The sequence below is a fragment of the Ramlibacter rhizophilus genome, from assembly GCF_004681965.1.
Classification (GTDB): Bacteria; Pseudomonadota; Gammaproteobacteria; order Burkholderiales; family Burkholderiaceae_C; genus Ramlibacter; species Ramlibacter rhizophilus.
The window spans coordinates 164638-187967 of the sequence record NZ_SMLL01000001.1; the positions used below are offsets into that span (position 1 = coordinate 164638).

At 70.9% G+C, this 23330-nt stretch carries 22 protein-coding genes; 7 read left to right on the top strand and 15 right to left on the bottom strand.

The annotated features are described in order from the left end of the window. Positions 1–342 precede the first annotated feature (342 nt). From EZ242_RS00800 to EZ242_RS00845, 10 genes are read right to left on the bottom strand one after another with little or no spacing between them, the layout of a single operon-like run. Positions 343–1332 carry an NUDIX domain-containing protein gene (locus tag EZ242_RS00800; protein WP_135283214.1) on the bottom strand — a complete coding sequence of 330 codons (990 nt, stop codon included), beginning with the start codon at positions 1330–1332 and terminating at the stop codon, positions 343–345. Next, on the bottom strand, positions 1329–2114 hold the full coding sequence (locus tag EZ242_RS00805; RefSeq protein ID WP_135283215.1) for a TIGR04290 family methyltransferase: 786 nt from the start codon (positions 2112–2114) through the stop codon (positions 1329–1331). Before EZ242_RS00805 ends, EZ242_RS00800 begins: the two co-directional genes overlap by 4 nt. Continuing rightward, positions 2111–3238 carry a CgeB family protein gene (locus tag EZ242_RS00810; RefSeq protein WP_135283216.1) on the bottom strand — a complete coding sequence of 376 codons (1128 nt, stop codon included), beginning with the start codon at positions 3236–3238 and terminating at the stop codon, positions 2111–2113. Before EZ242_RS00810 ends, EZ242_RS00805 begins: the two co-directional genes overlap by 4 nt. Further along, entirely contained in the window at positions 3235–4329 is a 1095-nt protein-coding gene (locus EZ242_RS00815) for a CgeB family protein (RefSeq protein WP_135283217.1), read from the bottom strand. The genes EZ242_RS00810 and EZ242_RS00815 overlap by 4 nt, the downstream gene beginning before the upstream one ends. Continuing rightward, positions 4326–5492 carry a CgeB family protein gene (locus EZ242_RS00820; RefSeq protein ID WP_240786976.1) on the bottom strand — a complete coding sequence of 389 codons (1167 nt, stop codon included), beginning with the start codon at positions 5490–5492 and terminating at the stop codon, positions 4326–4328. Before EZ242_RS00820 ends, EZ242_RS00815 begins: the two co-directional genes overlap by 4 nt. Further along, a complete protein-coding gene (locus tag EZ242_RS00825; protein ID WP_205960571.1) occupies positions 5492–6613 on the bottom strand; it encodes a glycosyltransferase family 4 protein in 1122 nt (373 codons plus the stop codon). Before EZ242_RS00825 ends, EZ242_RS00820 begins: the two co-directional genes overlap by 1 nt. 1 nt (position 6614) lies before the next feature. Then, entirely contained in the window at positions 6615–7616 is a 1002-nt protein-coding gene (locus EZ242_RS00830; RefSeq protein WP_135283219.1) for a Gfo/Idh/MocA family protein, read from the bottom strand. Then, entirely contained in the window at positions 7613–8566 is a 954-nt protein-coding gene (locus EZ242_RS00835) for an MDR/zinc-dependent alcohol dehydrogenase-like family protein (protein WP_135283220.1), read from the bottom strand. The genes EZ242_RS00830 and EZ242_RS00835 overlap by 4 nt, the downstream gene beginning before the upstream one ends. After that, the gene (locus EZ242_RS00840; protein WP_135283221.1) at positions 8551–9663 is read right to left on the bottom strand and encodes an NAD-dependent epimerase/dehydratase family protein; all 1113 of its coding nucleotides are present in this window, start codon (positions 9661–9663) and stop codon (positions 8551–8553) included. The genes EZ242_RS00835 and EZ242_RS00840 overlap by 16 nt, the downstream gene beginning before the upstream one ends. Further along, positions 9660–10775, bottom strand: coding sequence for an NAD-dependent epimerase/dehydratase family protein (locus tag EZ242_RS00845; protein ID WP_135283222.1), 1116 nt, complete (start codon positions 10773–10775; stop codon positions 9660–9662). The genes EZ242_RS00840 and EZ242_RS00845 overlap by 4 nt, the downstream gene beginning before the upstream one ends. Positions 10776–10954: 179 nt before the next feature. On the opposite strand from EZ242_RS00845, the gene EZ242_RS00850 reads away from it, so the two are divergent. From EZ242_RS00850 to EZ242_RS00860, 3 genes are read left to right on the top strand one after another with little or no spacing between them, the layout of a single operon-like run. Then, entirely contained in the window at positions 10955–12088 is a 1134-nt protein-coding gene (locus EZ242_RS00850) for an inositol-3-phosphate synthase (protein WP_240786933.1), read from the top strand. A 38-nt stretch (positions 12089–12126) separates the two neighbouring features. Continuing rightward, the gene (locus tag EZ242_RS00855; protein ID WP_135283223.1) at positions 12127–13047 is read left to right on the top strand and encodes a glycoside hydrolase 5 family protein; all 921 of its coding nucleotides are present in this window, start codon (positions 12127–12129) and stop codon (positions 13045–13047) included. Positions 13048–13057: 10 nt separating this feature from the next. Next, positions 13058–13675: a histidine phosphatase family protein gene (locus tag EZ242_RS00860; protein ID WP_135283224.1), complete on the top strand. Its 618-nt coding sequence runs from the start codon at positions 13058–13060 to the stop codon at positions 13673–13675. Here EZ242_RS00860 and EZ242_RS00865 read toward each other — a convergent pair. The 3 genes from EZ242_RS00865 to EZ242_RS00875 all read right to left on the bottom strand — a co-directional run bounded on the left by EZ242_RS00865 (position 13650) and on the right by EZ242_RS00875 (position 16808). Beyond that, entirely contained in the window at positions 13650–14600 is a 951-nt protein-coding gene (locus EZ242_RS00865; RefSeq protein ID WP_135283225.1) for a glycosyltransferase family protein, read from the bottom strand. The genes EZ242_RS00860 and EZ242_RS00865 overlap by 26 nt on opposite strands. Then, positions 14593–15567, bottom strand: a complete 975-nt coding sequence (locus EZ242_RS00870; protein WP_135283226.1) for a UDP-glucuronic acid decarboxylase family protein — start codon at positions 15565–15567, stop codon at positions 14593–14595. The genes EZ242_RS00865 and EZ242_RS00870 overlap by 8 nt, the downstream gene beginning before the upstream one ends. A gap of 65 nt (positions 15568–15632) precedes the next feature. Next, complete coding sequence (locus tag EZ242_RS00875) at positions 15633–16808, bottom strand: DNA topoisomerase IB (RefSeq protein ID WP_135283227.1); 1176 nt, start codon at positions 16806–16808, stop codon at positions 15633–15635. Positions 16809–17178: 370 nt separating this feature from the next. On the opposite strand from EZ242_RS00875, the gene EZ242_RS00880 reads away from it, so the two are divergent. Then, entirely contained in the window at positions 17179–18675 is a 1497-nt protein-coding gene (locus EZ242_RS00880) for a UDP-glucose dehydrogenase family protein (protein ID WP_135283228.1), read from the top strand. 46 nt (positions 18676–18721) lie between these two features. Next, complete coding sequence (locus EZ242_RS00885) at positions 18722–20059, top strand: DUF2254 domain-containing protein (RefSeq protein ID WP_135283229.1); 1338 nt, start codon at positions 18722–18724, stop codon at positions 20057–20059. 32 nt (positions 20060–20091) lie between these two features. Here EZ242_RS00885 and EZ242_RS00890 read toward each other — a convergent pair whose 3' ends face one another. After that, a complete protein-coding gene (locus EZ242_RS00890) occupies positions 20092–20523 on the bottom strand; it encodes a MarR family winged helix-turn-helix transcriptional regulator (RefSeq protein WP_135283230.1) in 432 nt (143 codons plus the stop codon). 166 nt (positions 20524–20689) lie between these two features. Between EZ242_RS00890 and EZ242_RS00895 the strand changes: the two genes are divergently transcribed. Further along, positions 20690–21160 (top strand): tripartite tricarboxylate transporter TctB family protein, encoded by a 471-nt coding sequence (locus EZ242_RS00895; RefSeq protein ID WP_135283231.1) that lies wholly within the window; start codon positions 20690–20692, stop codon positions 21158–21160. A 13-nt stretch (positions 21161–21173) separates the two neighbouring features. Continuing rightward, on the top strand, positions 21174–22682 hold the full coding sequence (locus tag EZ242_RS00900; RefSeq protein WP_135283232.1) for a tripartite tricarboxylate transporter permease: 1509 nt from the start codon (positions 21174–21176) through the stop codon (positions 22680–22682). A 20-nt stretch (positions 22683–22702) separates the two neighbouring features. On the opposite strand, the gene EZ242_RS00905 is transcribed toward EZ242_RS00900, so the two are convergent. Next, complete coding sequence (locus EZ242_RS00905) at positions 22703–23182, bottom strand: metallophosphoesterase family protein (protein WP_135283233.1); 480 nt, start codon at positions 23180–23182, stop codon at positions 22703–22705. Between the last annotated feature and the right edge of the window lie 148 nt (positions 23183–23330).

A 23330-nucleotide genomic window follows, 5' to 3' on the forward strand; every position in this document is an offset into this window, starting at 1 on the left:
GCGCCCGCGCGTAGGAGAACACCGCCTCGACAATTTGTCACCGCTGAGCCGGTGCTCGTGGGCATGGATCGGGTCGCTGTGGGTTCGACAGGGTCTCAACAAATAGCGAATCCACGGATCCCGTCGGGCCCCAACCGTTCGGGTCCCGACCGTTCGGGCTGAGCCTGTCGAAGCCCATGGCGCGAGACCCACCACGCGAGCCCTTCGACAAGCTCAGGGCGAACGGATGTGTTTGACCAGGGATGTCTTTCAACGCGGCCTCGGCCGCGGTAAGTAAAGGCTCGCCCGAATGATTGGAGCCTTGTCGAAGGGCACGCAAGCGAAGGTCAGCCCGTCCGCGGGCTAGCCAAGAAACCGCCGGAGCACCATGAAATGGTCGTCCAGGAACTGCGCCTCCAGGGCCGGCAGCTCGGCCAGCGGCACCCATGCTGCAGAGGCCGCATCGTCGCCGCCCTGCACGGCCGGGGGGCTGGACTCGCCCAGGTCGAAGAAGTGGGCGTGCGTGATGACGCGGCCGCGCTGGCTGCGGCGCGGGTCGTCGAAGACCTGCACCGCCCGCAGGGACGCGCGCAGCGCTGCCGGGGACAGCTCGATGCGTGTTTCCTCCAGCAGCTCGCGCAGGGCGGCCTCCAGCAGCGGCTCGCGGGGATCGACGAAGCCGCCGGGCAGGGCGCGCAGGCCCTTGCCGGGCGAGCGGCCACGGCGGATGAGGAGGACGTGGCCGCCCGCGCGCACCACGGCATCCACCGTCACCAGCACGACGGGGTAGGGCACGACCGACCAGGCAGCCTGCTCGCGCGCGATCTGCGCGTGTTCCTCGCGCAGCACCTGCCATTCGGGGCGCGTGGCCCAGCCGCGCAGCGCTTCGGCCACGGCGGCGGGCAGCTCGGGGGATTCGTCGAGGGCCCGGGGAAGATCGCCCGCCGTGTAGAGGCGCTCGCGCAGGCGCTCGCCGTGGGGGTCCGGATCGGCGGCGGTCGGTTCGATCCGCCAGCCGCGCGGCAGCGGGCCCGCGTCCGCATCCGCGGGTGATAGCAGCAGCACGTTCTCTTTCGGGGCCGCGGCCTGCAGCTCGGCGATCCGTTGCTGCGGCCCCCAGCCCTCGCGCAGGGGATGGCAGTCGATGCGCTCGCCCTCCCCGGGTGGGAGCGCGGCGCGGATCATTCCGGCCCGCTCCTCCCAGGTGAAGGGGTAGCGTGGTGAGCGTGGCCGGTGCGCGCCGTCCAGGAACACCAGGCAGCGGGGGGCGAGCCGCAGGCCCTCGCGGATGCGCGCCAGTTCCGGCTCGCGTGGCGGCTGGAAGGCGCCGATGCAGGCAGCCAGCAAGCTCACCCCAGGGCTCTCAGCACGGCATCGAGCTGCTCGCGCGCCACCGGGTCGGGCGCCTGCGGCTCGCACAGGTAGATCTCGCCGGCCGGCCGTGCCAGCACCCTCAGGCCCGCCGAGCGCAGCATGGCTTCGCAGGCGGCGTGGTTGGCCACCCACCAGTTGGTCGGGTCGCCGGCGAACCTGTGCTCGACGAATGCCATCTTGGGCCAGCCCGGCGCCAGCAGCGGCTCGCGCTCGGTGATGGGGTGGTCCTGCGTGTCCGCATGAACCTCCTCGCCGGGCAGGGTGAGGGTCTGGAACATGAGCAGGCGGCGCGTGCGCCGCGCGAGCAGGTCCAGCGCCAGCAGCGGGTAGCGCAGGTGGTAGAAGACGCCCATGAACCAGACCAGGTCGTAGGACTCGGTGGACCGGGCGAGGTCGTACACCCCCTGCTGGCGGAACTCGATGCGGTCGGCCAGCCCGAACTGCCCGGCCGCCCAGCGCGCCTGCGCGAGGTAGTGCTCGTCATGGTCGATGGCGAGCACCTGCGCACCGCGCCGCGCCAGCTCGAAGCTGTAGAAGCCGGCGTTGCAGCCCACGTCCAGCACGCGCCAGCCGCTGAGGTCGCGCGGTACGTGGCGCTCGATCTGCAGCCACTTGAAGCGCGGGAAGTCGGCCTGCAGGAAATGGTCGGGCGCCGTCTGCACGCCGCCGGGCAGGTGCAGGTTGTGGAACCAGGGGCCGAGCGCCTCCACCTCGCGGCGCAGCGCGTCGGTGTCGGAATCGCTGCGTTCGCGCGCGCTCATGGCGCCGCCTCCGCCGCCGAGGCCGGGGCGTCGGTGCGGCGGTCCAGCGCCGGGGACGCGCCGGCATGCAGCAGCTCCATCGCGTAGGCTTCCAGCTGCTCGGCGCGGTGCGCGGCGGTGTGGGCGGCCAGGATGCGCGCGCGGGCCCGCTCGGCCAGGCGCAGGCGCTCGTCCTCGCCGAGCTGCTGCAGCAGGCCGATCACGTCCTCGGCCCGGTCGGCGAGCATGATCTCGCGGTTGGGCGTGAGCAGCTCGGACAGGCCTTCCCAGCGGTCGCTCACGATGGGCGTGCCGCAGGCCGCCGCCTCGAACAGGCGCACGCTGGGCGACCAGCCGGCGCGGACCATGTCGGCCCGGGTGATGTTGAGCGTCCAGCGCTGGCGGTTGTAGAAGGCGCGGTGCTCCGCGGGCGGCAGGTGCGCCTGCCAGGTGACATTGGGCGGCCAGGCGATGGTGTCGGGGTACTGCGGCCCCGCGACGATGAAGCGCCCCTGCGGCATGCGCCGCGCCGGTTCCATGAGCAGGCGCTCGACGCCTGGTTGGCGGTCGTCGCTGTAGGTGCCCATGTAGCCCAGGTCCCATTGGATCGCCCGCGGCTCGGGGAAGTAGAGCGTGGGATCGACCGAGCAGAAGAACACCCGCGCGCGGGGCGACCCCCATTGCTGCTCCAGCCGGCGCAGCGTCGGGCCGCCGGTGAAGGACAGGTACAGGTCGTAGCCGGGCACCTGGCGTGGCGCGAGGTAGTCGTGCTCGCCGCGCACGAGCCGCGCGAGCGTCACGGGCGTGTCGATGTCGTAGAAGGCGGTGACGCCGCGCGCGCAGCGCTGCACCCAGTCGCCCACGGCCACGCCGTCGGGCACGAAGGAGCCGACGATGACGAGGTCGGCACTGGCGACCTCGGCCTCGAAGCGCTGCTGCAGCTCGTCCAGGCTGGCGTAGAGCACGGTGCGGCCGTGCGGCGGCTCGGGCAGGTCGCGGTGCTGTGCGTACCAGGGCTGGTCGCGCTCCAGGAACAGCAGCTCGTGCCCGCGCAGGGCCAGCTCGCGCACCAGGCCCCGGTAGGTGGTGGCGTGCCCGTTGCCCCAGGACGAGGTGATGGACAGGCCCAGGACGACGATCTTCATGCCGCCACCTCCGCAGGCACGCGCCGGCGGCCGGCCAGCAGCGCGTCGAGCTGGGCCGCGCGGTGCGCGTAGGTGTGTTCGGCCAGCACGCGCTCGTAGGCCGCGCGACCGATGCGGCGGGCGCGCTCGGCGTCCAGCGCCTCGACATGTGCGGCCACCTCCTCGCCGCTCGCGGCCACCAGCATCTCGCGGCCGGGCTCGAAGAACTGTTCCAGGCCCTCCCAGGCGTCGGTGATGAGGCAGGCCGCCGCACCGGCCGCCTCGAACACCCGCGTGGCCGGCGAGAAGCCGTAGCGGGCCATGCTCTCGCGGCTGATGTTCAGGACCGCGCGCGGCGTGCAGTTGAAGGCGTTGTGGTCGGCGGTGTAGACATGGCCGAGGTACTTCACATTGGCCGGAAGCGGCTTGTCCTGCCAGCCGCTTCCGCCGAGCAGCAGGCGGGCCTGCGGCAGGCGCCGGGCGGCGTCGAGGAAGAACGCCTCGACGCGCGCTTCGCGGTCCGGCAGGCGGTTGCCGAGGAAGCCCAGCTCGCCGTCGAAGCGCGGATCGGGCGGCACGGGGTGGTGGGTAGACGGGTCCAGCGCGTTGTAGATGGGCACGCACTCGCGCGCGCCCAGCCCCCGATAGGCGCGGCGCACCGGTTCGCCGCCGCCGTAGGTCAGCACCAGGTCGTAGCGCGGCACCAGGGCGTGGAAGGGGTCCTGCGCGTCGCCATGCAGCCGGTCCAGCGTGGCCGGGGCATCGACGTCCCAGAACGCCACCAGCGTGGAGGGGCCCTGCAGGTCCAGCACGGCACGCTCCAGCAGGGCGTCGTGCACGCCCACGCCGCTGGCCTTGACCACGAGGTCGGCGCCGCGCGCGCGCTCCACGGTGCGCAGGACTTCGGCTTCGGAGCCGGCGCCGTAGACCACCACCTCGGCCCAGGGCGGGTCGTCCATGTCGCGGTGCTGCTGGCGCTCGAAGGCGTCGGGCTCGTAGAAGGTGATGTGGTGCCCGCGCTCGTGCAGCGCGCGCACCATGCCGCGGTAGTAGGTGGCGGCGCCGTTCCAGTAGGCCGAGACCAGGCTCGAGGCGAAAAAGGCGATCTTCATGGCGAGGCTTGGGTCTCCAGGGATGTCTTGGTGGCCGTGGTGCGCAGGCTGGCGTGGATGGCCAGCAGTTCGTCCACGCGATGCGCGCAGCTGTGGCGCGCAAGGATGGTGCGACGGCCGTGTTCGGCGAGTGAGGCCGCGAGCGCGGGGTCGTTCAGCACCGCGCGCAGGTGTTCGCGCATCCGCGTGCCGTCGGTGGCGACGAGGAAGTCCTCGCCCGGCGTGAAGAGGCCCTCCGCGTCGTTCCAGGGCGCGCTCACCAGCGGGATGCCGCAGGCCAGCGCCTCGAACATCCGGATGGTGGGAATGCCCGGCAGCGCCCGCACGTAGGGCCGGCGCGGCACGTGCACGGTGACGGCATGGCGCGCGAAGACGCGCGGGGCTTCGTAGTTGGGAAGCCAGCCGGCGTAGTCGATGCCGGCTTCGGCGAGCGCACGCTTTGCGTGCGCGGGGTAGCGCACGCCGTGCACCCGGGCGCGCAGGCCCAGGGCATGCACCGGCTGCAGCAGGAACTCGTCCAGCTCGGCGCTGCGCTCGTCGTCCCCCCAGTTGCCGATCCAGACCAGGTCGCCCTCGCGGGGCTCGCCCGGCAGGGGGTGGAACACGCGCGTGTCGGCCGCCTCGTGCCAGGTCCAGGCCTGGCGCGCCCAGCCCTTTTCCTCGTAGAGCGCCTGGATCACGCGGCCGAAGGCCAGCACGCCGTCGTAGTGGCGCAGGTCGTAGGCGGCCATGGCCTGCGGCTCAGTGACGCTGCGGTGGTGCGTGTCGTGGAACAGGAGCTTGTAGTGCGGGTTGCGCCGGCGGTGCTCGCCGATGCGGCGCACCAGCTCGTGCTCGTTCCACTCGTGGACGAGGACGAGATCGGCGCCGTCCAGCGCCTGGTGCAGGTCCAGCGGGGTGGGAGGCTGCGGATCGCCCAGCGATGCCGCCGTGGTGAGCCCCGGCATCGCGTAGCGGGTGCTGGCCAGGCCCGGGTAGGCCCGTGCGAAGCCCTCCAGCGGTGCGCGTCCGTGCTCCTGCACGAGGTTGGCGAGGCTCCAGGCGTCGTGCGGCTCGTACACCTGCACGGCATGGCCGCGTTCGCGCAGCTCGGCGCAGACACCGCGCAGGAAATGCGCGTTGCCGTGGTTCCAGTCGGACAGCAGCGAATGGCAGAACAGCACTACGCGCAAGTCGATTCCTCCGCAAGGGGTCGGGGCCTGCGCGTGGGCAGGCGGGCATAGGCGGCCAGCGTGGCCTCGGTCATGCGCTGTGCCGGGAACTGGTGCGCGCGCTCCCAGGCCGCCTGGGCGAGCCGCTCGCGCAGCGGCGCATCGGCGATGAGCCGGGTGAGCGTCTCGCGCAGGGCGACGGCGTCGTCCGGCGGCACGAAGAGCGCGGCCTCGCCCCAGGTCTCGCGCAGGCTCCCGATGTCGCCCAGCACCAGGGCGCAGCCGCTGAGCGCCGCCTCCAGGATGGACAGGCCGAAGGGCTCGTAGCGCGCCGGCAGGGCATAGATGGCGGCGCGGCCCATCTCGCGTGCCAGCACCGGCGCCGGCAGGGTGCCCAGGACCTGCACCCAGTTGGGACGGCGGTGCTGCCCGTCGGGCCCGTCGCAGGCACCGGCCACGCGCACCGGCCAGGACAGGGCGGGCGCCACGGCATCGAGCGCGGCGAGGTTCTTGGCCTCGTCCCAGAGGCGGCCGGCGGCAAGGATGAAGGGCTGCTTGGGCGCCGGCTCGAAGCGCGCGACCTCGCGGCCGTTGGGGATCACCACGGCCGGGCCGTCGAAGCCATATTCGCGCTGCAGGGCTGCGAGCATCGCGCGCGTGGGGGCGGCCACGCAGCTCGCACCCGCGAGGCCGCGGGTCACGCAGTCGCGGTAGCGGTCCCAGGCGGGCGGCGCGGCCTCTCCGTGCACCGCGCGCCACCACGAGGCCACGCAGGAATGCGCGACCAGCAGCGTCGGCGCGCGGAAAGGCAGCACGCCGAAGACGTACTGGTTCAGGTGCACCACGCGGGGCCGCAGCTCGGCTTCCAGGGCGAGCAGCCAGCGCGCGGCCTGCTCCAGGTCGGCCCAGGGGTCCTGCATCCACTCCAGGCGCCAGGCGCCTTCGTGCACGCGCAGTCCGCCGCCGAGGGCGCGCGCTTCGGCGCGCTGGCGGGCCGACAGCGGCGCCCCCATGGTGGCCAGGTGCACGCCCCATCCGCGCGCCAGCAGGCCGCGCGAGAGCTCCAGGGCATAGGTCCAGACGCCGCCGACCGTGTCGGCCGTCATGAGCACGCTGCGATCGTGAGGGCTCATGTCAGCGCTGGTAGATGCGGTCGATCACGGAGGCCACCTGAACCGCGGTCGCTATGCCGGGGTCGAAACCGGCGCCAGCGGCCAGCCGCCGTGCCCACTGCACGATGGCGCGACCGCCCCAGGCGTCGGGTGGCTCGGTGAGCACGCTGCGCTGGTTGCCGCTGTAGCGCTCGGCGGCGAAGTCGTAGAAGGAGCCCGCGCGGTTGACCATGGACAGCCCGCCGCCGCGGCCGTGGAAGTGCGCCTCGATCACCGCGTCGCGACCGGCCGAGAAGTTCCAGGAGCAGGCCAGGCGCACGGTGGCGCCGCTGGCCAAATCCATCTGCGCCACGGCGTAGTCCTCCACCTCGCCCGCGCCGGGCGCGAGCCGCCGGCCCTGCGCATGCAGGCGGCTGTCCACGCTGCGCACCTCGGGAAAGCCCAGGACCCACAGCGCCAGGTCCACCAGGTGCACGCCCAGGTCGATGGCGCAGCCGCCGCCCGCGAGCGCGGCGTCCCGGGCCCAGGACTTGTCCGGGCCCCAGGCGTTGTGGAACACCATGTCCGCGGCATAGACCTCGCCGATCTCGCCTTCGGCCACGCCCTGGCGCACGCGGCGCATGGCCTCGGTGTGCCGGTAGCTGAAGTCGCAGGCCAGGAGGCGGTCGGCGCGGCGCGCGGCGTCCACCATCGCGGCGGTTTCCTGCGCGGTGCGTGCCAGGGGCTTCTGGCAGAAGACCGCGACGCCGCGCTCCAGCAGCTGCAGGGCCTGGCTGGCATGCAGCGCGCTGGGCGTGGCGATCACCGCGCCGTCGATGGCATGGGCCAGCATCTCGTCCAGGGACGAAACGACGGCGGCCTGCGGCGCCAGCGCCCGCACGCGCTCGCGCACGGATTCGGACGGGTCGGCCACCACCGCGACCTCGCAGGCGCCGGCTTCCAGCAGGGCCTGCATGCGGTGCTGGCCGATCCAGCCCAGGCCGAGAAAGCCCAGGCGGGGCAATTTGCCTTGTGTGCCGGTCATGCGGTCACCAGCGCCTTGAAGAAGCCGTCGGGCCGGGTGCGCGTGAGCTCCAGCGCCTCGCCCAGGCGGTCCAGCGGCAGGCGGTGGGTGTAGAGCGGCTCGGGGTCGATGAGGCCGTCCTGCATCAGCGCGATGGCACGGCGGATGCCGTCCACGTAGCGGCGCGGGTCGCGCTCGTGCGCGTTGATGACGTCGATGCCGCGCCAGTTCCACAGCTGCACGTTGACCTGGCGCATGCCGTCCTGGTGGTAGCCCGCGATGACAAGGCGGCCGCGTTCGGCGGTCATCTCGCTGGCCAGTTGCAGCGGCCATTCCAGGCCGGTGGCCTCGATCACGCGCTCGCACCAGCGGCCCTCGGTGAGCGCCTTCACCTGCTCCAGGATCCGGTAGTGGTCGTCCATGGGGAGCACGTGCTGCGCCCCGGCCTGCCGCGCCATGTCCAGTGAGAAGCCGCGCCGCGACAGGGCGATCACCCGCGCGCCGGCCTGCACGGCCATCTGGGTGAGGAGGGCACCGAGGAAGCCGATGCCCACGATGGCGACGGTCTGCCCGCGCTCGATGCCGCTGCGCTCGAAGATGTTGCAGGCGCAGCCGAGCGGCTCGCCGGGGACGGCGCGGCCCTGCAGCGATGCCGGCAGGCGCACCACCGCGCTGGCTTCGGCAATGTCGAACTGGGCGTGCGCGCGGTAGCTGAGCGCCGCCACGCGGTCGCCCGGCGCAATGCCTGTAACCCCTTCGCCCACCGCCTCCACATGGCCCCAGCCCTCGTGTCCTGGGGCCCCCGGCGCCTGCGGGTACTCGAACCAGCTGCGCCCTTCCCACAGCGGCAGGCTGGAGGCGCACACGCCCGAGCCCTCCAGGCGCAGCAGCACCTGGCCCGGTCCGGGCTCGGGACGCTCCACGGTGCGCAGCACGGCGTGCTGCGGCGCGTCGATCACACAGGCTTGCATGCCTCGTCGGCTCCTTCGGGTTCGGTTTCGGTGTGCGCGCGCCGGGCGGCGGGCGTCGAGCCGCGCTCGCGCTCGGCGAGCCAGCCGTAGAGGCGCTCGATGCCGGCCTGCGTGTCCACCCGCGGGCGCCAGCCGGTGGCGGCCTCGAAGGCGCCGGTGTCCGAGACGTAATAGCGCTGGTCGCCCGTGCGCCACGCGTCGAACTCCAGGCCCGGGCGCGTGCCGTGCAGTTGCTCGATGCGGTCGACGAGGTCCAGCAGGCTGATGGTGTTGGCGGGCCCGCCGCCGATGTTGAAGGCGCGGCCGCAGAGGCGCGGCGCGTTGCGCTCGGCCAGCAGGAAGGCATCGACCAGGTCGTCCACGAACAGGATGTCGCGCACCTGTCGGCCATCGCCGTAGAGCGTGATGCGCTCGCCGCGCAGCGCCCGCAGCAGGAAGTGCGCGACCCAGCCCTGGTCCTCGGTGCCGAACTGGCGCGGGCCGTAGATGCAGCTCATTCGGAACACGAGCGTTGTGAGGCCGTAGCTGCGCGCGTAGTCGATCGCGTACTGGTCGGCGGTGCCCTTGGAGCAGCCGTAGGGGCTGTGGAAGTCCAGCGGCCGCGCCTCGGAGACGCCACGCGCGCGCCACTGCGCGTCCTGGGGGAGGTAACGCTGGCCCTCCAGCACCAGGGGCACGTCGGCCAGGCCGCCGTACACCTTGTTGGTGGAGGTCAGGAGCAGGGGCGGGGGCGCGTCGCTGGCGCGCACGGCCTCCAGCACGTTGAGCGTGCCGGCGGCGTTGACCTCGAAGTCCTCGCGCGGATCGGCCAGGCTGGTGGTCACGGCCACCTGCGCGGCGAAGTGATAGACCTGCGTGGCGCCGGCCACCGCCTCGCGCACGGCACGTGCGTCGCGCACGTCGGCCACCGACACCTCCAGCGCGTCGCCGTGGGTGCGGCGCAGCCACTGCAGGTTCTGCTCCACGCCCGGGCGCTGCAGGCTGTCGAGCACGCGCACGCGCCGCCCCTGCGCGAGCAGGCGGTCGGCGAGATTGGAGCCGACGAACCCGGCCCCGCCTGTGATGAGGGTGACCCCTCCTGTTGCCGCGCCCGTCATACCGTGAGTCCGCGCGCGCTGAGTTCGGCGCTGGCCTGCGCCACGCGGTCCTCGGCGGCCTGGCCGGCCAGCCACTGCGCCAGTTCGGCCATGCCTTCGTCCAGGCGGACCTGCGGCTCGTAGCCCAGCACCTTGCGCGCCTTGCCGATGTCCGAGAAGCAGTGGCGGATGTCGCCCACGCGGTACTTGCCGAGGATCTCGGGTTCGATGCCCTCCCGGCCCATCACGCGGGCCAGCCGGGTTGCGATGGCGCGCACCGTCTGCGGCTCGCCGCTTCCGACGTTGAACACCTCACCGGCCGCGGCCGGCGTCTCCAGCGCGAGGCGGCACGCGCGCGCCACGTCATAGACGCTCACGAAATCGCGCTGCTGCAGGCCGTCCTCGAAGATGCGCGGCGGGCTGTCGTTGAGAAGGCGCGAGGCGAAGATGGCCAGCACGCCGGTGTAGGGGTTGGACAGCGCCTGGCGCGGGCCGTAGGCGTTGAAGAAGCGAAGCGCCACGGTGGGGATCTGGTAGGCCCGTCCCGTCATCAGGCACAGGCGCTCCTGGTCGAACTTGGACAGGGCGTAGACCGAGGCCAGCGCCGGGCTCTTGGACTCGGGCGTGGGCACGGGCTGCAGCGTGGTGCCGTCGGCGTCGTGCAGTTCCCAGTCGGCGCGCCGCAGCTGCTCCAGCGAGCGTTCGCCGCCTTCGCGCACCTGGCCCGAGGGCGTGCGGTACAGGCCCTCGCCATACAGGCTCATGCTGGAGGCGATCACCAGGCGCTCCACGGGCCGCGCGATCAGCGCCTCCAGCAGCACGGCGGTGCCGAGGTTGTTCACCCGCGTGTAGTGCGCCACCTCGTACATGCTCTGGCCCACGCCCACCGCGGCGGCGAAGTGATACACCGCATCGACCCCGCGCAGCGCCTGCTCGACCGCTTCCTTGTCGCAGACGTCGCCGACGATGAGCTCGACTTCCTTGTCCAGGTAGTCCGGCCGCTGGCGCCCGTGTCCGTGGACCTGCGGCGAGAGCGTGTCCAGCGCACGCACTTCGTATCCCTTGGCTAGCAGCTCGTCGGCCAGGTGCGAGCCGATGAAACCGGCGCCTCCCGTGATCAGCACTTTCTTCATGACGTGACCTAATCCCTGAGTTCTCGTGCTGGCGAATCGTATGCCCTTGGCCTTCGCGGCGGGGCCCGCTGAAACTCTTCGGTGCTATTTTTTTCATTGCCGAGCGCAAGTCGCAACACGGTTCGGAATGTGCTGTGTAGGATGCCTTTCACGCTGTGTTTCCAGGGAGAAGAAGCCGGATGAAAAAGCTTCGCGTGGCCATCATCGGTGTGGGCAACTGCGCGTCCTCGCTGGTGCAGGGCGTGCACTACTACCGCGATGCGAGTGGCCAGGATTTCATTCCTGGGCTGATGCACGTGGACCTGGGCGGCTACCTGCCCGGGGACATCGAGTTCAGCGCCGCCTTCGACATCAGTGCGCACAAGGTCGGCCGCGACCTGGGCGAGGCCATCTACGCCGAACCGAACAACACCATCCGCTTCGCCGAGGTGCCTCGCCTGAACGTGCCCGTGCACCGCGGCATGACGCACGACGGGCTGGGCACCTACCTCAAGGATGTGGTGCCCAAGGCCGGTGGCAGCACCGACGACATCGTCGCCATCCTCAAGGACACGCGCACCGACGTGGTGGTCTCCTACCTGCCGGTGGGCTCGGAGATGGCCACCAAGTGGTACGTCGAGCAGGTGCTGGAGGCCGGTTGCGCCTTCGTCAACTGCGTGCCGGTCTTCATCGCCTCGCAGCCCTACTGGAACAAGCGCTTCGCCCAGCGGCGGCTGCCGCTGGTGGGCGACGACATCAAGTCGCAGGTGGGCGCGACCATCGTCCACCGCATCCTCACGGACCTGTTCAGGAAGCGCGGCGTGCGGCTGGACCGCACCTACCAGCTCAACTTCGGCGGCAACACCGACTTCCTCAACATGCTGGAGCGCGAGCGCCTCGCGTCCAAGAAGATCTCCAAGACCCAGGCGGTCACCAGCCAGCTGGGCCAGCCGCTGGCCGAGAAGAACGTGCACGTGGGCCCGAGCGACTACGTGCCCTGGCTGGAGGACCGCAAGTTCTGCCACATCCGCATGGAGGGCACGGGCTTCGGCGGCGTGCCCATGCAGTGCGAAGTGAAGCTGGAGGTCTGGGACTCGCCCAACTCGGCCGGCGTGGTGATCGACGCCATCCGCTGCGCCAAGATCGCGCTGGACCGCGGCATCGGCGGCGCCATCAACGGGCCGTCGAGCTATTTCATGAAAAGCCCGCCCATCCAGTTCACCGACGATGAAGCGCGGGAGCTGGTGGAAGCCTTCATCCGTGGCGATGCGGTCCCCATCAAGTCCCGCCGACGCAACCCAGGCAGCAAGCCCACCGCGGTGAAGACCGCCTGACTCTAGTGGGGAGTCCCCCCACCTCCAGTTCTCTTTCCATGATCGAAGCCGTCAAATTCTGGAACGAACCCAACAACAAGTCGCACTGGGACCTCGAGCTCGACCCGGAGTGGATCCGCTTCGGCGAGATGACGCGCCTGGCCTGCTCGGCGGTGGCGGCCGAGAACGCGCAGCTCACCCGCGTGCTGGGCGGCATCTCGCCCATCGACCCGCAGTTCATCCAGCGGCTGGACGCGCAGGGCGTGCTGGATGGCGTGCATGCCGTGGCGGTGCACGGGTTCCCGCTGGACTGGAACCTCTGGCAGATCCACGAGTGGCCCGACAAGCTGGCCGAGATCCAGGCCGTGACCTCGCTGCCGGTCTGGGTGACCGAGGTGGGCGTGTCCACCTTCGGCGCCGAGGAGGTGCAGGCCTGGGGGCTGGAGCGCACGGCGCAACTGCTGATGGGGCGCGCCCCGCGGATCCACTGGTATTCGCTCTACGATCTGCCCAAGGCCTGGCCCGCCACCACGCGGCATCGCGAGGCCGAGGGCTCCAGCTACTACCGCCACTTCCACATGGGCCTCCTGCGCGAGGACGGCAGCCCCAAGCTCGCCGCCCGCGAGTTCCACCGCTTCACGCCCGAGCTGGGCATCTGCCAGTGGTTCCACTTCGAGGACCACCGCCTCCATGATGCGGTGCGCTGGTTGCGGCAGCTGGGTGTGAAGAAGCTGCGCACGGGCCTGAGCTGGGCCGACAGCTTCCGGCCCGATGCCGACGCGTGGTTCGATCGCCAGATGGCCGCGCTGGACGAGTTCGACCTCACGGTCACGTTCTGCTTCACGCCCGAGCACCGGGGTTTGCAGCCGCACCACACCAGCGCGCCGCAGGTGGCCGAGGAGTACGCCGAGTTCTGCGCCCGCATGGTGCGGCGCTACGCGGGCCGTTCCGCGCCCATGCCGCTCGCGGCCACGGCCTGATGCGCGGCGCATGACCCGGCTGCTGCTGCTGCGCCATGCCGCCCACGATCTGGCCGGCCGGGCGCTCGCCGGCCGCATGGAGGGCCTGGGGCTCAATGCCATCGGGCGGGAACAGGCCTTGCGTCTGGCGGATCACTTCCATGGCGACGATCGCATCGGCATCCCGCAGGTGCTGGCTTCCAGCCCGCAGCCGCGCGCGCGGGAGACGATCGCACCCCTGGCCGCGCGCCTGGGCCTGCCGGTGTCCATCGCCCGGGAGTTCGACGAGATCGACTTCGGCGACTGGACCGGCCTCGCCTTCGAAGCCGTGCGCCAGCGGGATCCCGAGGCCTGGCGGCGCTGGTGCGAGCAGCGGTCCCAGGCCCGGCCCCCGGGCGGCGAGGCGTTCGAAGCCGTGGCCGCGCGCACGCGCGCCGGCCTGGAGCGGCTGCGGCGCGAGCATCCGGACCAGAGCGTGCTGGTGGTCTCGCACGCGGACGTCATCAAGGCCAGCATCGCCGGCGTGCTCGGCTTGTCCCTGGACCGGCTGGAGTGCTTCGACGTCGCCTGCGCGTCGCTCAGCGTGATCGAGCTGTACGAAGGAGGGGGTCGGCTCGTGCTGCTCAATGCAACGGTGGCAGGCGGGTAGCCGCGTCCATCACTTCATCGACCAGGCCTTCCCAATCCCCCGGCCGCGGCTGCCTGAAGATCCGCAGGCCCGGGTACCAGGGCGAGTCGCTGCGGCCTTCGCCCCAGCGCCAGTCGGCCTCGTGCTTGAGCAGCAGCCAGGTGGGCCGGCCCAGCGTGGCGGCCAGGTGCGCGGGCATGCCGTCCACGGCGATCACCAGGTCCATCTCCAGCAGGGCGGAGGCGGCGGCGAGGATGGATTCCGTGTGGCGCCACACGGGCACCAGTGGCGCGGCGAGCACGTCGGCGTTGCGGTGCAGGTCCTGCTGCAGGTCGTAGAAGCGAAAGCCGGGCAGGGCGAGCAACGGTGCGAGCGCGTCGAAGGGGAGGGATCGGCTCGGGTCCCAGCGGCTCGCGGACCAGAACAGGGCCACGCGACGCTGGCCGGCCTCCACCGGCAGCACGAAGACCTGCCGCTCGCGCACGCGCGGCGGCAGGTGCGGGTAGGGCGGTGGCAGCGTGGCCGCCGTGCTGCGCAGGGCGTAGGGCAGCTCCATCACCTCGATCTCCACCTCGTGCGCGGGCGGGTGGTCCGTCCACGCGTTGGAGACCTTCCCCAGCCCTGGCGCACCCTGCAGCAGCGCCAGCAGCATGGGCTGCACCAGGAAGTGGAGTTCACGCGCCTGCGCCGCAACGGTGGGTACGAAGCGCATGAACTGCAGCGTGTCGCCCAGCCCGTGCAGGCAGCGCACGAGGACCGAGCGGCCCGCGGGCGGCGTGCCGTCCCAGACCAGGTGCTGCGGCCCGCGCACGAAGCCCGGCGCGTGCTGCTGCTCGCGGCGGGGTCCTTCGATGCGGTCGGTCTGCCGCCAGGCGGCCTCGAAGTCGCCGGCGCGCATGGCGGCCTGCCAGCGCGTGGCCACGTCCTGGAGCTCGGTCTCAGTCAACGTCGGCGGTGAGCGACTGCTCGAACGAGGCGATGGTGCGCACCAGCCCCTCGCGCAGCGGCACGGTGGGCTGCCACTGCAGCTTCTCGGCGGCCAGTCGGATGTCTGGCCGCCTCTGCGTCGGGTCGTCCGCCGGCAGGGGCTCATGCACGATGCGCGAGCGCGATCCGGTCAGCTCGATGACCAGCTTCGCCAGCTGGGCCACCGTGAACTCACCCGGGTTGCCCAGGTTGACCGGACCACTGAAGTTCTCCGCCTGCATGAGCCGCACGAAGCCTTCGATGAGGTCGTCCACGTAGCAGAAGCTGCGCGTCTGGCTGCCGTCTCCGTAAACGGTGATGGGCGCGCCCCGCAGCGCCTGCACGATGAAGTTGGACACTACGCGTCCGTCGCGCGGGTGCATGCGCGGGCCGTAGGTATTGAAGATGCGCGCGATGCGCACCTGCGCCAGGCCTTGCCGGTGGTAGTCGGCGAAGAGCGTCTCGGCGCAGCGCTTGCCCTCGTCGTAGCAGCTGCGCACGCCCACCGGGTTGACGTGGCCCCAGTAGGCCTCGGACTGGGGGTGCTGCTGCGGGTCGCCATACACCTCGCTGGTGGAGGCCTGGAACACGCGCGCTCCCCGGGCGCGACCCAGCTCCAGCACGTGCAGGGCGCCCAGCACGCTGGTGCGCGTGGTCTTGACGGGGTCGTGCTGGTAGTGCACCGGCGAGGCCGGGCAGGCCAGGTTGTAGATCTGGTCCACGACCAGGTCCGGGGGCAAGGGACTCGTCACGTCGTGCTTCATCAGCGTGAAGCGCGGATGGCCGAGCAGGTGCGCCACGTTGCGTTCGCGGCCGGTGAAGAAGTTGTCCGCGCAGATGACCTCGTGGCCCTCGTCGACGAGGCGGTCGCACAGGTGGCTGCCGAGGAATCCCGCCCCTCCGGTGACCAGGATGCGCCGACCCCGTTCCGTGCTTCCCGTGCCCATGTCGCTCCCTTCTTCCATTCACGTTGCCCGCGCCCGTTATAGCGGCGCCGCGGCATGTCGTGGGCTCAGGCGCGAGCGTTCGCGGCTTTGGCTGACGTACTCTTGCGTTGCTTTCCCAGCATGACCAGGCTCTGCGAGAGCGCGCCCTCGACCGTCTGCGACAGGCGCTTCTCCAGCAGCTTGAGCACGGCCTGTTCCTGCGGCGTGAGGTCCGTGGACTGCAGCTGGGCATCGACCTCGCTGCGCACCTGCAGCAGCAGCCCGCCCGAGACGTAGGCGTCCAGGACCTCCGGATGGACGTAGCACTTGCGGCAGATGGTGGGCGTGTTGCCCAGGCGCGCCGCCACCTGTTCGATGGCCGCCTTGAGGTTCTTCTTTGCCGTGGCCGGCGTTCCGGCCTGCTCCAGCTCGTGCAGCGCCAGCGCGGCCATCACGGTGCCGGCCCAGGTGCGGAAGTCCTTGGCGGTGATGTCGCTGCCGGAGATCTCCTTGAGGTAGGCGTTGACGTCGTCGGAGCTCACGTCGCGCGGCTCGCCGTCCTCGTCCACATAGGCGAAGAGCTCCTGGCCCGGCAGCTCCTGGCAGGCGCGCACGACGCGGGCCACGCGTGGGTTGCTGGTGCTGAGGTTCCAGCTCTTGCCGCTCTTTCCCGTGAAGCGGAACTTCAGCTGCGAGCCCTCCACCTTCACGTGGCGGTTGCGCAGCGTGGTCAGGCCGAAGCTCTTGTTCTCCTTCGCGTAGTCGTCATTGCCCACGCGGATCAGCGTGGTCTCCAGCAGGTGCACCACGGTGGCCAGCACCTTCTCGCGCGGCAGGCCCCGCTTGGCCATGTCGGCGTTCACGCGCGCGCGCAGGGCCGGCAGGGCGCGGGCGAACTCCAGCATGCGTTCGTATTTGTTGCTCTCGCGCACCTCGCGGAAGGCCGGGTGGTAGCGGTATTGCTTGCGGCCCTTGGCGTCACGGCCAGTAGCCTGCAGGTGGCCGTTGGCCGAGGGGCAGATCCAGACATCCGTCCAGGCCGGCGGAATGGCCAGCTTGCGCAGGCGCTCCAGCGTGGCCTCGTCTTCGATGCGCTCGCCCTTGGGCTTGAAGTAGTGGAAGCCGTCATCAACGCGTTCGCGGCGGATGCCCGGGCGGTCGTCCGAGACGTAGCGCAGCCCGGCCGACTCGGCGGCCTCGATGAGCTCGGATTGGCGCTCGTCACTCGTCGGAGCGGGGTCGTGAGCGGCTGCTTCTTTCATGTGGTGCCGGATCCTGAGTTGCACAAGGGCGGGCTTGCTGGGCGGTCGCGCCGCATTCGAAGGGTTGCCGTGGCGCGAGTGGCGGTAGGAGGTGGCCGACGAGACGCAGCGGCAGGCTGAGTGGCTCGAGGGGCGGGCGGAGGAGCCCGACACCTCTTCGCAACGCGCCTGGCCCGGCAGTTCCGGCATGGCACCTACCCACATCTGGTCAGCCGAAACGTGTGTCCCTTTGCAAGGCGTCTTGCCACCCGAATCACGGTAGGAAGGTGCTTACGCGCACACGAGCCTGCCAAGCCACCACCGTCCAGGTCGTGCTCCGTACCCTCTGGCTTCGGTCGCAAGTAGCTGCGGCTGCAAGGGAGTGCGGTTCATGAAGGTCACCATCGTCGGCACCGGTTATGTGGGTCTGGTCACCGGGGCCTGCCTTGCCGAACTGGGCAACGACGTGTTCTGCCTGGACTCGGACGCGGACAAGGTGGCTTTGCTGCAGGCAGGCGGCATGCCGATCTATGAACCCGGGCTGCAGGAGATCGTCCAGCGCAACGTGGAAGAGGGGCGCCTCCTCTTCTCCAGCGATGTCAAGGCGAGCGTGGCCTTCGGCGACGTGCAGTTCATCGCGGTGGGCACGCCGCCGCGCGATGACGGCAGCGCGGACCTGAGCTGCGTCTTCGACGCGGCGCGCGCGATCGGGCGGCACATGGACCGCTTCCGCGTCGTCGTGCAGAAATCGACCGTGCCGGTGGGGACCGCCGAGCAGGTGGCCCGGCTCGTGCGCGCCGAGCTTCAGGCGCACGGCAAGGACCTGGACTTCTCGGTGGTGAGCAACCCCGAGTTCCTCAAGGAAGGCGCGGCGGTGCAGGACTTCATGGCGCCCGACCGCATCGTCGTGGGCGCCGACGACGACCTGCCCGGGCGGCGCGCGCTCGCCCTGCTGCGGCAGCTCTATGCGCCCGTCAACCGCAACCAGGAGCGCCTGCGCGTCATGGACGTGCGCAGCGCCGAGCTGACCAAGTACGCGGCCAATGCCATGCTGGCGACGCGGATCTCGTTCATGAACGAGCTGGCCAACCTCGCGGATTGCCTGGGCGCCGACATCGAGCTGGTGCGCCAGGGCATCGGCTCCGACCCGCGCATCGGCTACAGCTTCCTGCAGGCTGGGGCCGGCTATGGCGGCAGCTGCTTTCCCAAGGACGTGGATGCGCTGTGCCGCACCGCCCAGTCGAGCGGCACGCGGCTGGCCGTGCTGGAAGCGGTGCAGTCGGCCAACCTGCGCCAGAAGCAGGTCCTGCTGGACAAGGTGCTGGCGCATTTCGGGGGTGACCTGCGCGGCCGCACCATCGCCGTGCTGGGCCTGGCCTTCAAGCCGGACACGGACGACATGCGCGAAGCCCCCAGCCGCGCCCTCGTGGCCGGGCTGCTGCGCGCCGGCGCCAGGGTGGTGGCCCACGATCCCGTCGCCCGCGAGCAGGCGCAGCGGGCGCTGGAGCACGATCTCGCGGGCGAACCGCAGCTGCTGGCGCAGCTGGGCTACGTTGAGCGGCCGACCTCGGCGCTCGAGGGTGCCGATGCGGTCGTGATCGTGACGGAGTGGCGGCATTACCGCACGCTGAGCGCATCGCTCCTGAAGCGCAGCATGCGCACGCCGCTCGTGTTCGACGGCCGCAATCTGCTGGACCCGCACCAGCTGGCGAGCCAGGGGGTGGCCTGCGTCGGCATCGGCCGCAGCAACCTGTCGCTGCTGCGCGAGGCCGATGCGCCCACGCCGCCGGCGCGCCAGCTCGCATTGCCCAAGAAGAAGGTGAGGGCAGAGTCGGCGCCGCAGGCCGCGCTCGGCGGCCCGGGCGTCCTGCCCGTGGCGACGGGCTGACGAAGCTGTCACAGCTTCTGAGCCCGCCGCCCCGCCCCGCATCGCCGTGTACCTCCGCGCGGACATCATCCTCGACCGGTTGCGCACGGGCATCTGGCCGCTGCCGGCCGTGATGATGCTGGGCGGCGGCTTGTTGTTCCGGGGCGCGATGTGGGCGGACCAGGGCGGCCTGTCGCACACCCTGCTGCCGGCGTGGTGGGTCCACGGCGGCTCGGTGGAGGACGCGCGAAGCCTCATGTCCACGCTGGTCGCGGCCATGATCACCATGGCCAGCCTGGTCTTTTCCATCACGGTGGTCACGCTCACCCTGGCGGCGAGCCAGTACGGCTCGCGCCTGGTGCGTTCCTATGTGCGCGACCGGCGAACGCACTTCACGCTCGGCCTGTTCGCGATGACCATCCTCTACGGCCTGCTGGCCCTGAAGGTGGTCGGCGCCGGACCGCAGGCGGGCCTGGCCCCTGGCGAGCCGCCGCACCTGACCGTGACGCTCGGCGTCGTACTGGGCGTGGTCTGCGTGCTGGCGATGCTCGTGTTCCTGCACACCATCGCGCACGCCATCGTGGCCGACGAAGTGATCCGCCGCGTCGCCGCCGAACTGGAGGCGAGCATCGCCACGCTCTCGCCCGATGGCATGGCACCCGGACCGCCGCCCGGACCCGAGCCGCCTGCGCCGCATCTCGTGCTCTCGCGCCAGGAGGGCTACGTGGAGGCGGTCCGCTACCACGAGCTGCTGGCGCGGACGACGGCCGAGGACGGCTTCGTGCGGCTTTCGGTGCTGGCCGGACAGTTCGTCGCGCGCGGTGATGCCATCGCCCGCTACGCGCGCCCCGGCGGCCCCAGCGAGGCGTTCGCCACGACGGTGGCGCGGCTGGTGCTGATCGGTCCCGAGCGCACGCCGGTGCAGGACCTGGCGTACTCGCTGCGCCACCTGGTGGACGTGGCGCTGCGCGCGCTCTCACCGGCACTCAACGACGAGAACACGGCCATCGTCGTGATCGACCGCCTGCGCGGTGCGCTGAGCCGGCTGCTGCGCAAGCGCCTGCCCAGCGGCTACTACGTGGACGCGCAGGGCACGCCGCGCGTACAGGGGCCGCGCTACACGCACCAGGACCATATCCAGCATGCGATCGAGGCGATCCGCCGTCCCGCGGCCGCGCACCCCCGGGTCGTCGTCGCCGCCATCGACGCGCTGGCGCTGCTCGTGCCCCATGCAGCCGACGCGCCCATGCGCCATTTCCTCCTCGGGCAGGCCGAGCGCGTGGCCGAAGCCGGACTTCAGGCCGCGGCGGACGCGGTCGAGCGCGAGGCGATCGAGGCCGCGCTGTCGCGGGCCCGGAAGGCGTGCGGGGAAGGCATCCGCAGCGGCGCGAGGACGGCGGGGTGAGGGCCGAGGCCACCGCGCCGTGGGCGGAGGCTTCAGCGCCTGGAGGCGCCCATGGCCTCCTCGGCCACGCGCGCCAGCGCGAGGCGCTCGGACTCCAGGCTGAGCGCCACGCGCTCCAGCGTGCGCCGACCCTTGGCGGTGAGGTGGACCTCCACCAGCCGCCGATCCTGTGCGTTGCTGCGGCGGCGCACCAGTCCGGCCTGCTCGCAGCGCGTGACCAGGGCCACCACGCCATGGGGCTGCGCTTGCAGGCGTTCCGCGAGCTCGCCCACGCTGGCCCATTCGCGCTCGGGGAAACCCTGGGTGTGCAGCATCAGCTGGTACTGCAGCACCGTGATGCCGGCATCGCGGGAGGTGTCCTCGCTGATGCGCAGGAAGCGGCGCAGCTGCCACCGGAACTGGGAAAGCCGTTCGAGCTGCGCCTTGTCCAGCTCGCCTGCCGGCAGCACCTTTTCCGCTCTCATGCCCATGCGCCCCATCCTGTTCTCCTGATCCGCAGGAACTGTACACGCTGTTCGCGTCTCGAACAGATGCCCATGTCACACCGTGATTCGATTAAGTCATGGCGTGATATAAACCGGTCCACCTCTGCCGACCGTTCCGGCGGCACGCACTCAGGAGACAAGCAGCATGCAGTCGGGATCGCGCATACGTAACCAGAAGGATTTCGCGGCAGGCGTCATCTACATCGTGGCCGGGGCGGCATTCGCCATCGGGGCACTGAACTACCGCATCGGCGAAGCCGCGCGGATGGGGCCCGGGTGGTTCCCGCTGGCCGTGGGCATCCTGCTGGTACTGGTGGGCATCGCCACCGCGGTATCCGGGCTCACCCGTGGCGCCGCCGTGGAGCGCATCCGAGGCGTGCACCTGAGCACGCTGTTCTGGATCCTCGGTTCGGTGGTGCTGTTCGGCCTGCTGCTCCAGCCCTTGGGCCTGGTCGGCGCGCTGCTGGTGCTGATCCTCGTGTCCAGCAAAGCCAGCCACGAGTTCACATGGCTGGGCGCCTTGCTCAACGCGGCCTTCCTGATCGCCTTCAGCCTGGGCGTCTTCATCTGGGGCATCGACATGCTGATCCCCCTGTGGCCCGCTTTCGTGCGCTGAAGGAAACAAGAACATGCTGGAAACCCTGCTGTCCAATCTCGCGCTCGGCTTCGAAACGGCCCTGAGCCTGCAGAACCTCGCCTACGCCTTCGTCGGCTGCCTGCTGGGCACGCTGATCGGCGTGCTGCCCGGCCTGGGCCCCGCGACCACCATCGCGATGCTGCTGCCCATCACCTACACGCTGCCGCCCGTGGCCGCCCTGATCATGCTGGCGGGCATCTACTACGGCTCGCAGTACGGCGGCTCCACCACGGCCATCCTGGTCAACCTGCCGGGCGAGACCTCCTCGGTGGTCACCGCACTGGACGGCTACCAGATGGCACGGCAGGGCCGCGCGGGGGCGGCGCTCGCCACGGCGGGCATCAGCTCGTTCATCGCCGGCTGCTTCGCCACGCTGGCGCTGGCCGCGTTCGCCGCGCCGATGGCGGAGCTGGCCTTCAAGTTCGGCCCCGCGGAGTACTTCTCGCTCATGGTGCTGGGCCTGGTCGGTGCCGTGGTGCTGGCCTCGGGCTCGCTGATCAAGGCCATCGGCATGATCCTGCTGGGCCTGCTGCTCGGGCTGGTGGGCACCGACGTGAACTCGGGGGTCGCGCGCTATTCCTTCGACGTGCCCGAACTCACCGACGGCATCAACCTCGTGGCCATCGCCATGGGCGTGTTCGGCTTCTCGGAGATCATGAACAACGTCGAGCAGGGCGAGCACCGCGAGACCTTCACCAACAAGGTGACCAACCTGTTCCCCACGCGCGAGGACTTCCGCCGTTTCCTGCCGGCAGCCCTGCGCGGCACGGCGCTGGGTTCGGTGCTGGGCATCCTGCCCGGCGGCGGCTCCATCCTCTCGGCCTTCGCTTCCTACACGCTGGAGAAGAAGATCTCGCGCCATCCGGAGCAGTTCGGCAAGGGGGCCATCGAAGGCGTGGGCGGTCCGGAAGCCGCCAACAACGCCGGCGCGCAGACCTCCTTCGTGCCGCTGCTCACGCTGGGCCTGCCCTCCAACGTGGTGATGGCGCTGATGGTGGGCGCCATGACCATCCACAACATCCAGCCCGGCCCGCAGGTGATGACCAGCAACCCGGACCTGTTCTGGGGCCTGATCGTGAGCATGTGGATCGGCAATGCCATGCTGATCATCCTGAACCTGCCGCTGGTGGGCCTGTGGGTCAAGCTGCTGAAGGTGCCCTACCGCTACCTCTATCCGGCCATCCTGGTGTTCTGCTGCATCGGCGTCTATTCGATCAACAACAACACCTTCGACGTGTTCGTCACGGCCCTGTTCGGCCTGGTGGGCTACGTCTTCATCCGCTGCGGCATGGAGGCGGCGCCCCTGCTGCTGGGCCTGGTGCTCGGACCGATGATGGAAGAGAACCTGCGCCGGGCCCTGCTGCTCTCGCGCGGCGACTTCTCCACCCTGGTCACGCGCCCGCTGTCGGCCAGCCTGCTCGCGGCCACCGTGCTGCTGCTGGTGATCATGCTGCTGCCGGCGATCAAGAAGTCGCGCGACGAGGCTTTCCAGGAAGCCTGATCACGCGGGGGCGGGGCGGGTCACGTCAACGTGATGATCCGCCCCGCCACCTGTCCGCCCGCCGACACGCACACTTCCCCGAGCGCCACCGGCAGCGAGAAGCGCCGCGGACCCGCGCTGCCCGGGTTGACGAACAGCACGCCCCCACGCTCCTCGATCCGCGGCTTGTGGGAATGACCGGACACCACCACCCGCACGCCCTCGCGCTGCGGGTCGATGGCCAGCGCGGCAAGGTCGTGCACCACCAGGAAAGCCACGCCGCCGAGCTCGAATCGTTCGACCTCCGGCAGCGCAAGCGCCCAGTCGCCCCGGTCGTTGTTGCCGCGCACCGCCTTCACGGGCGCAAGTTCACCCAGGACCTGCAGCGCGTCGGGCGTGACCAGGTCGCCGGCATGCACGATGAGGTCACAGCCGCGCAGATGGTCCAAGGCCTGCGGCCGCAGCAGCCGGTGGGTGTCGGAGATGAGTCCGACCCGCAAGGAGGTGAGCTGGGCCTGCATGGTGGGCGACCTTAGCGCAAGACGTGGCGAAAGACGTGGCGCAGGCGCGGCGAGTGCGTGGCGAATGGCTCACGCACGCTGCCGCGTTCGCTCCGTGGCCGCTGAGTTCCTGTTAGTCTCACGCGCCCGGCCGCTGCGAGCGGACCGG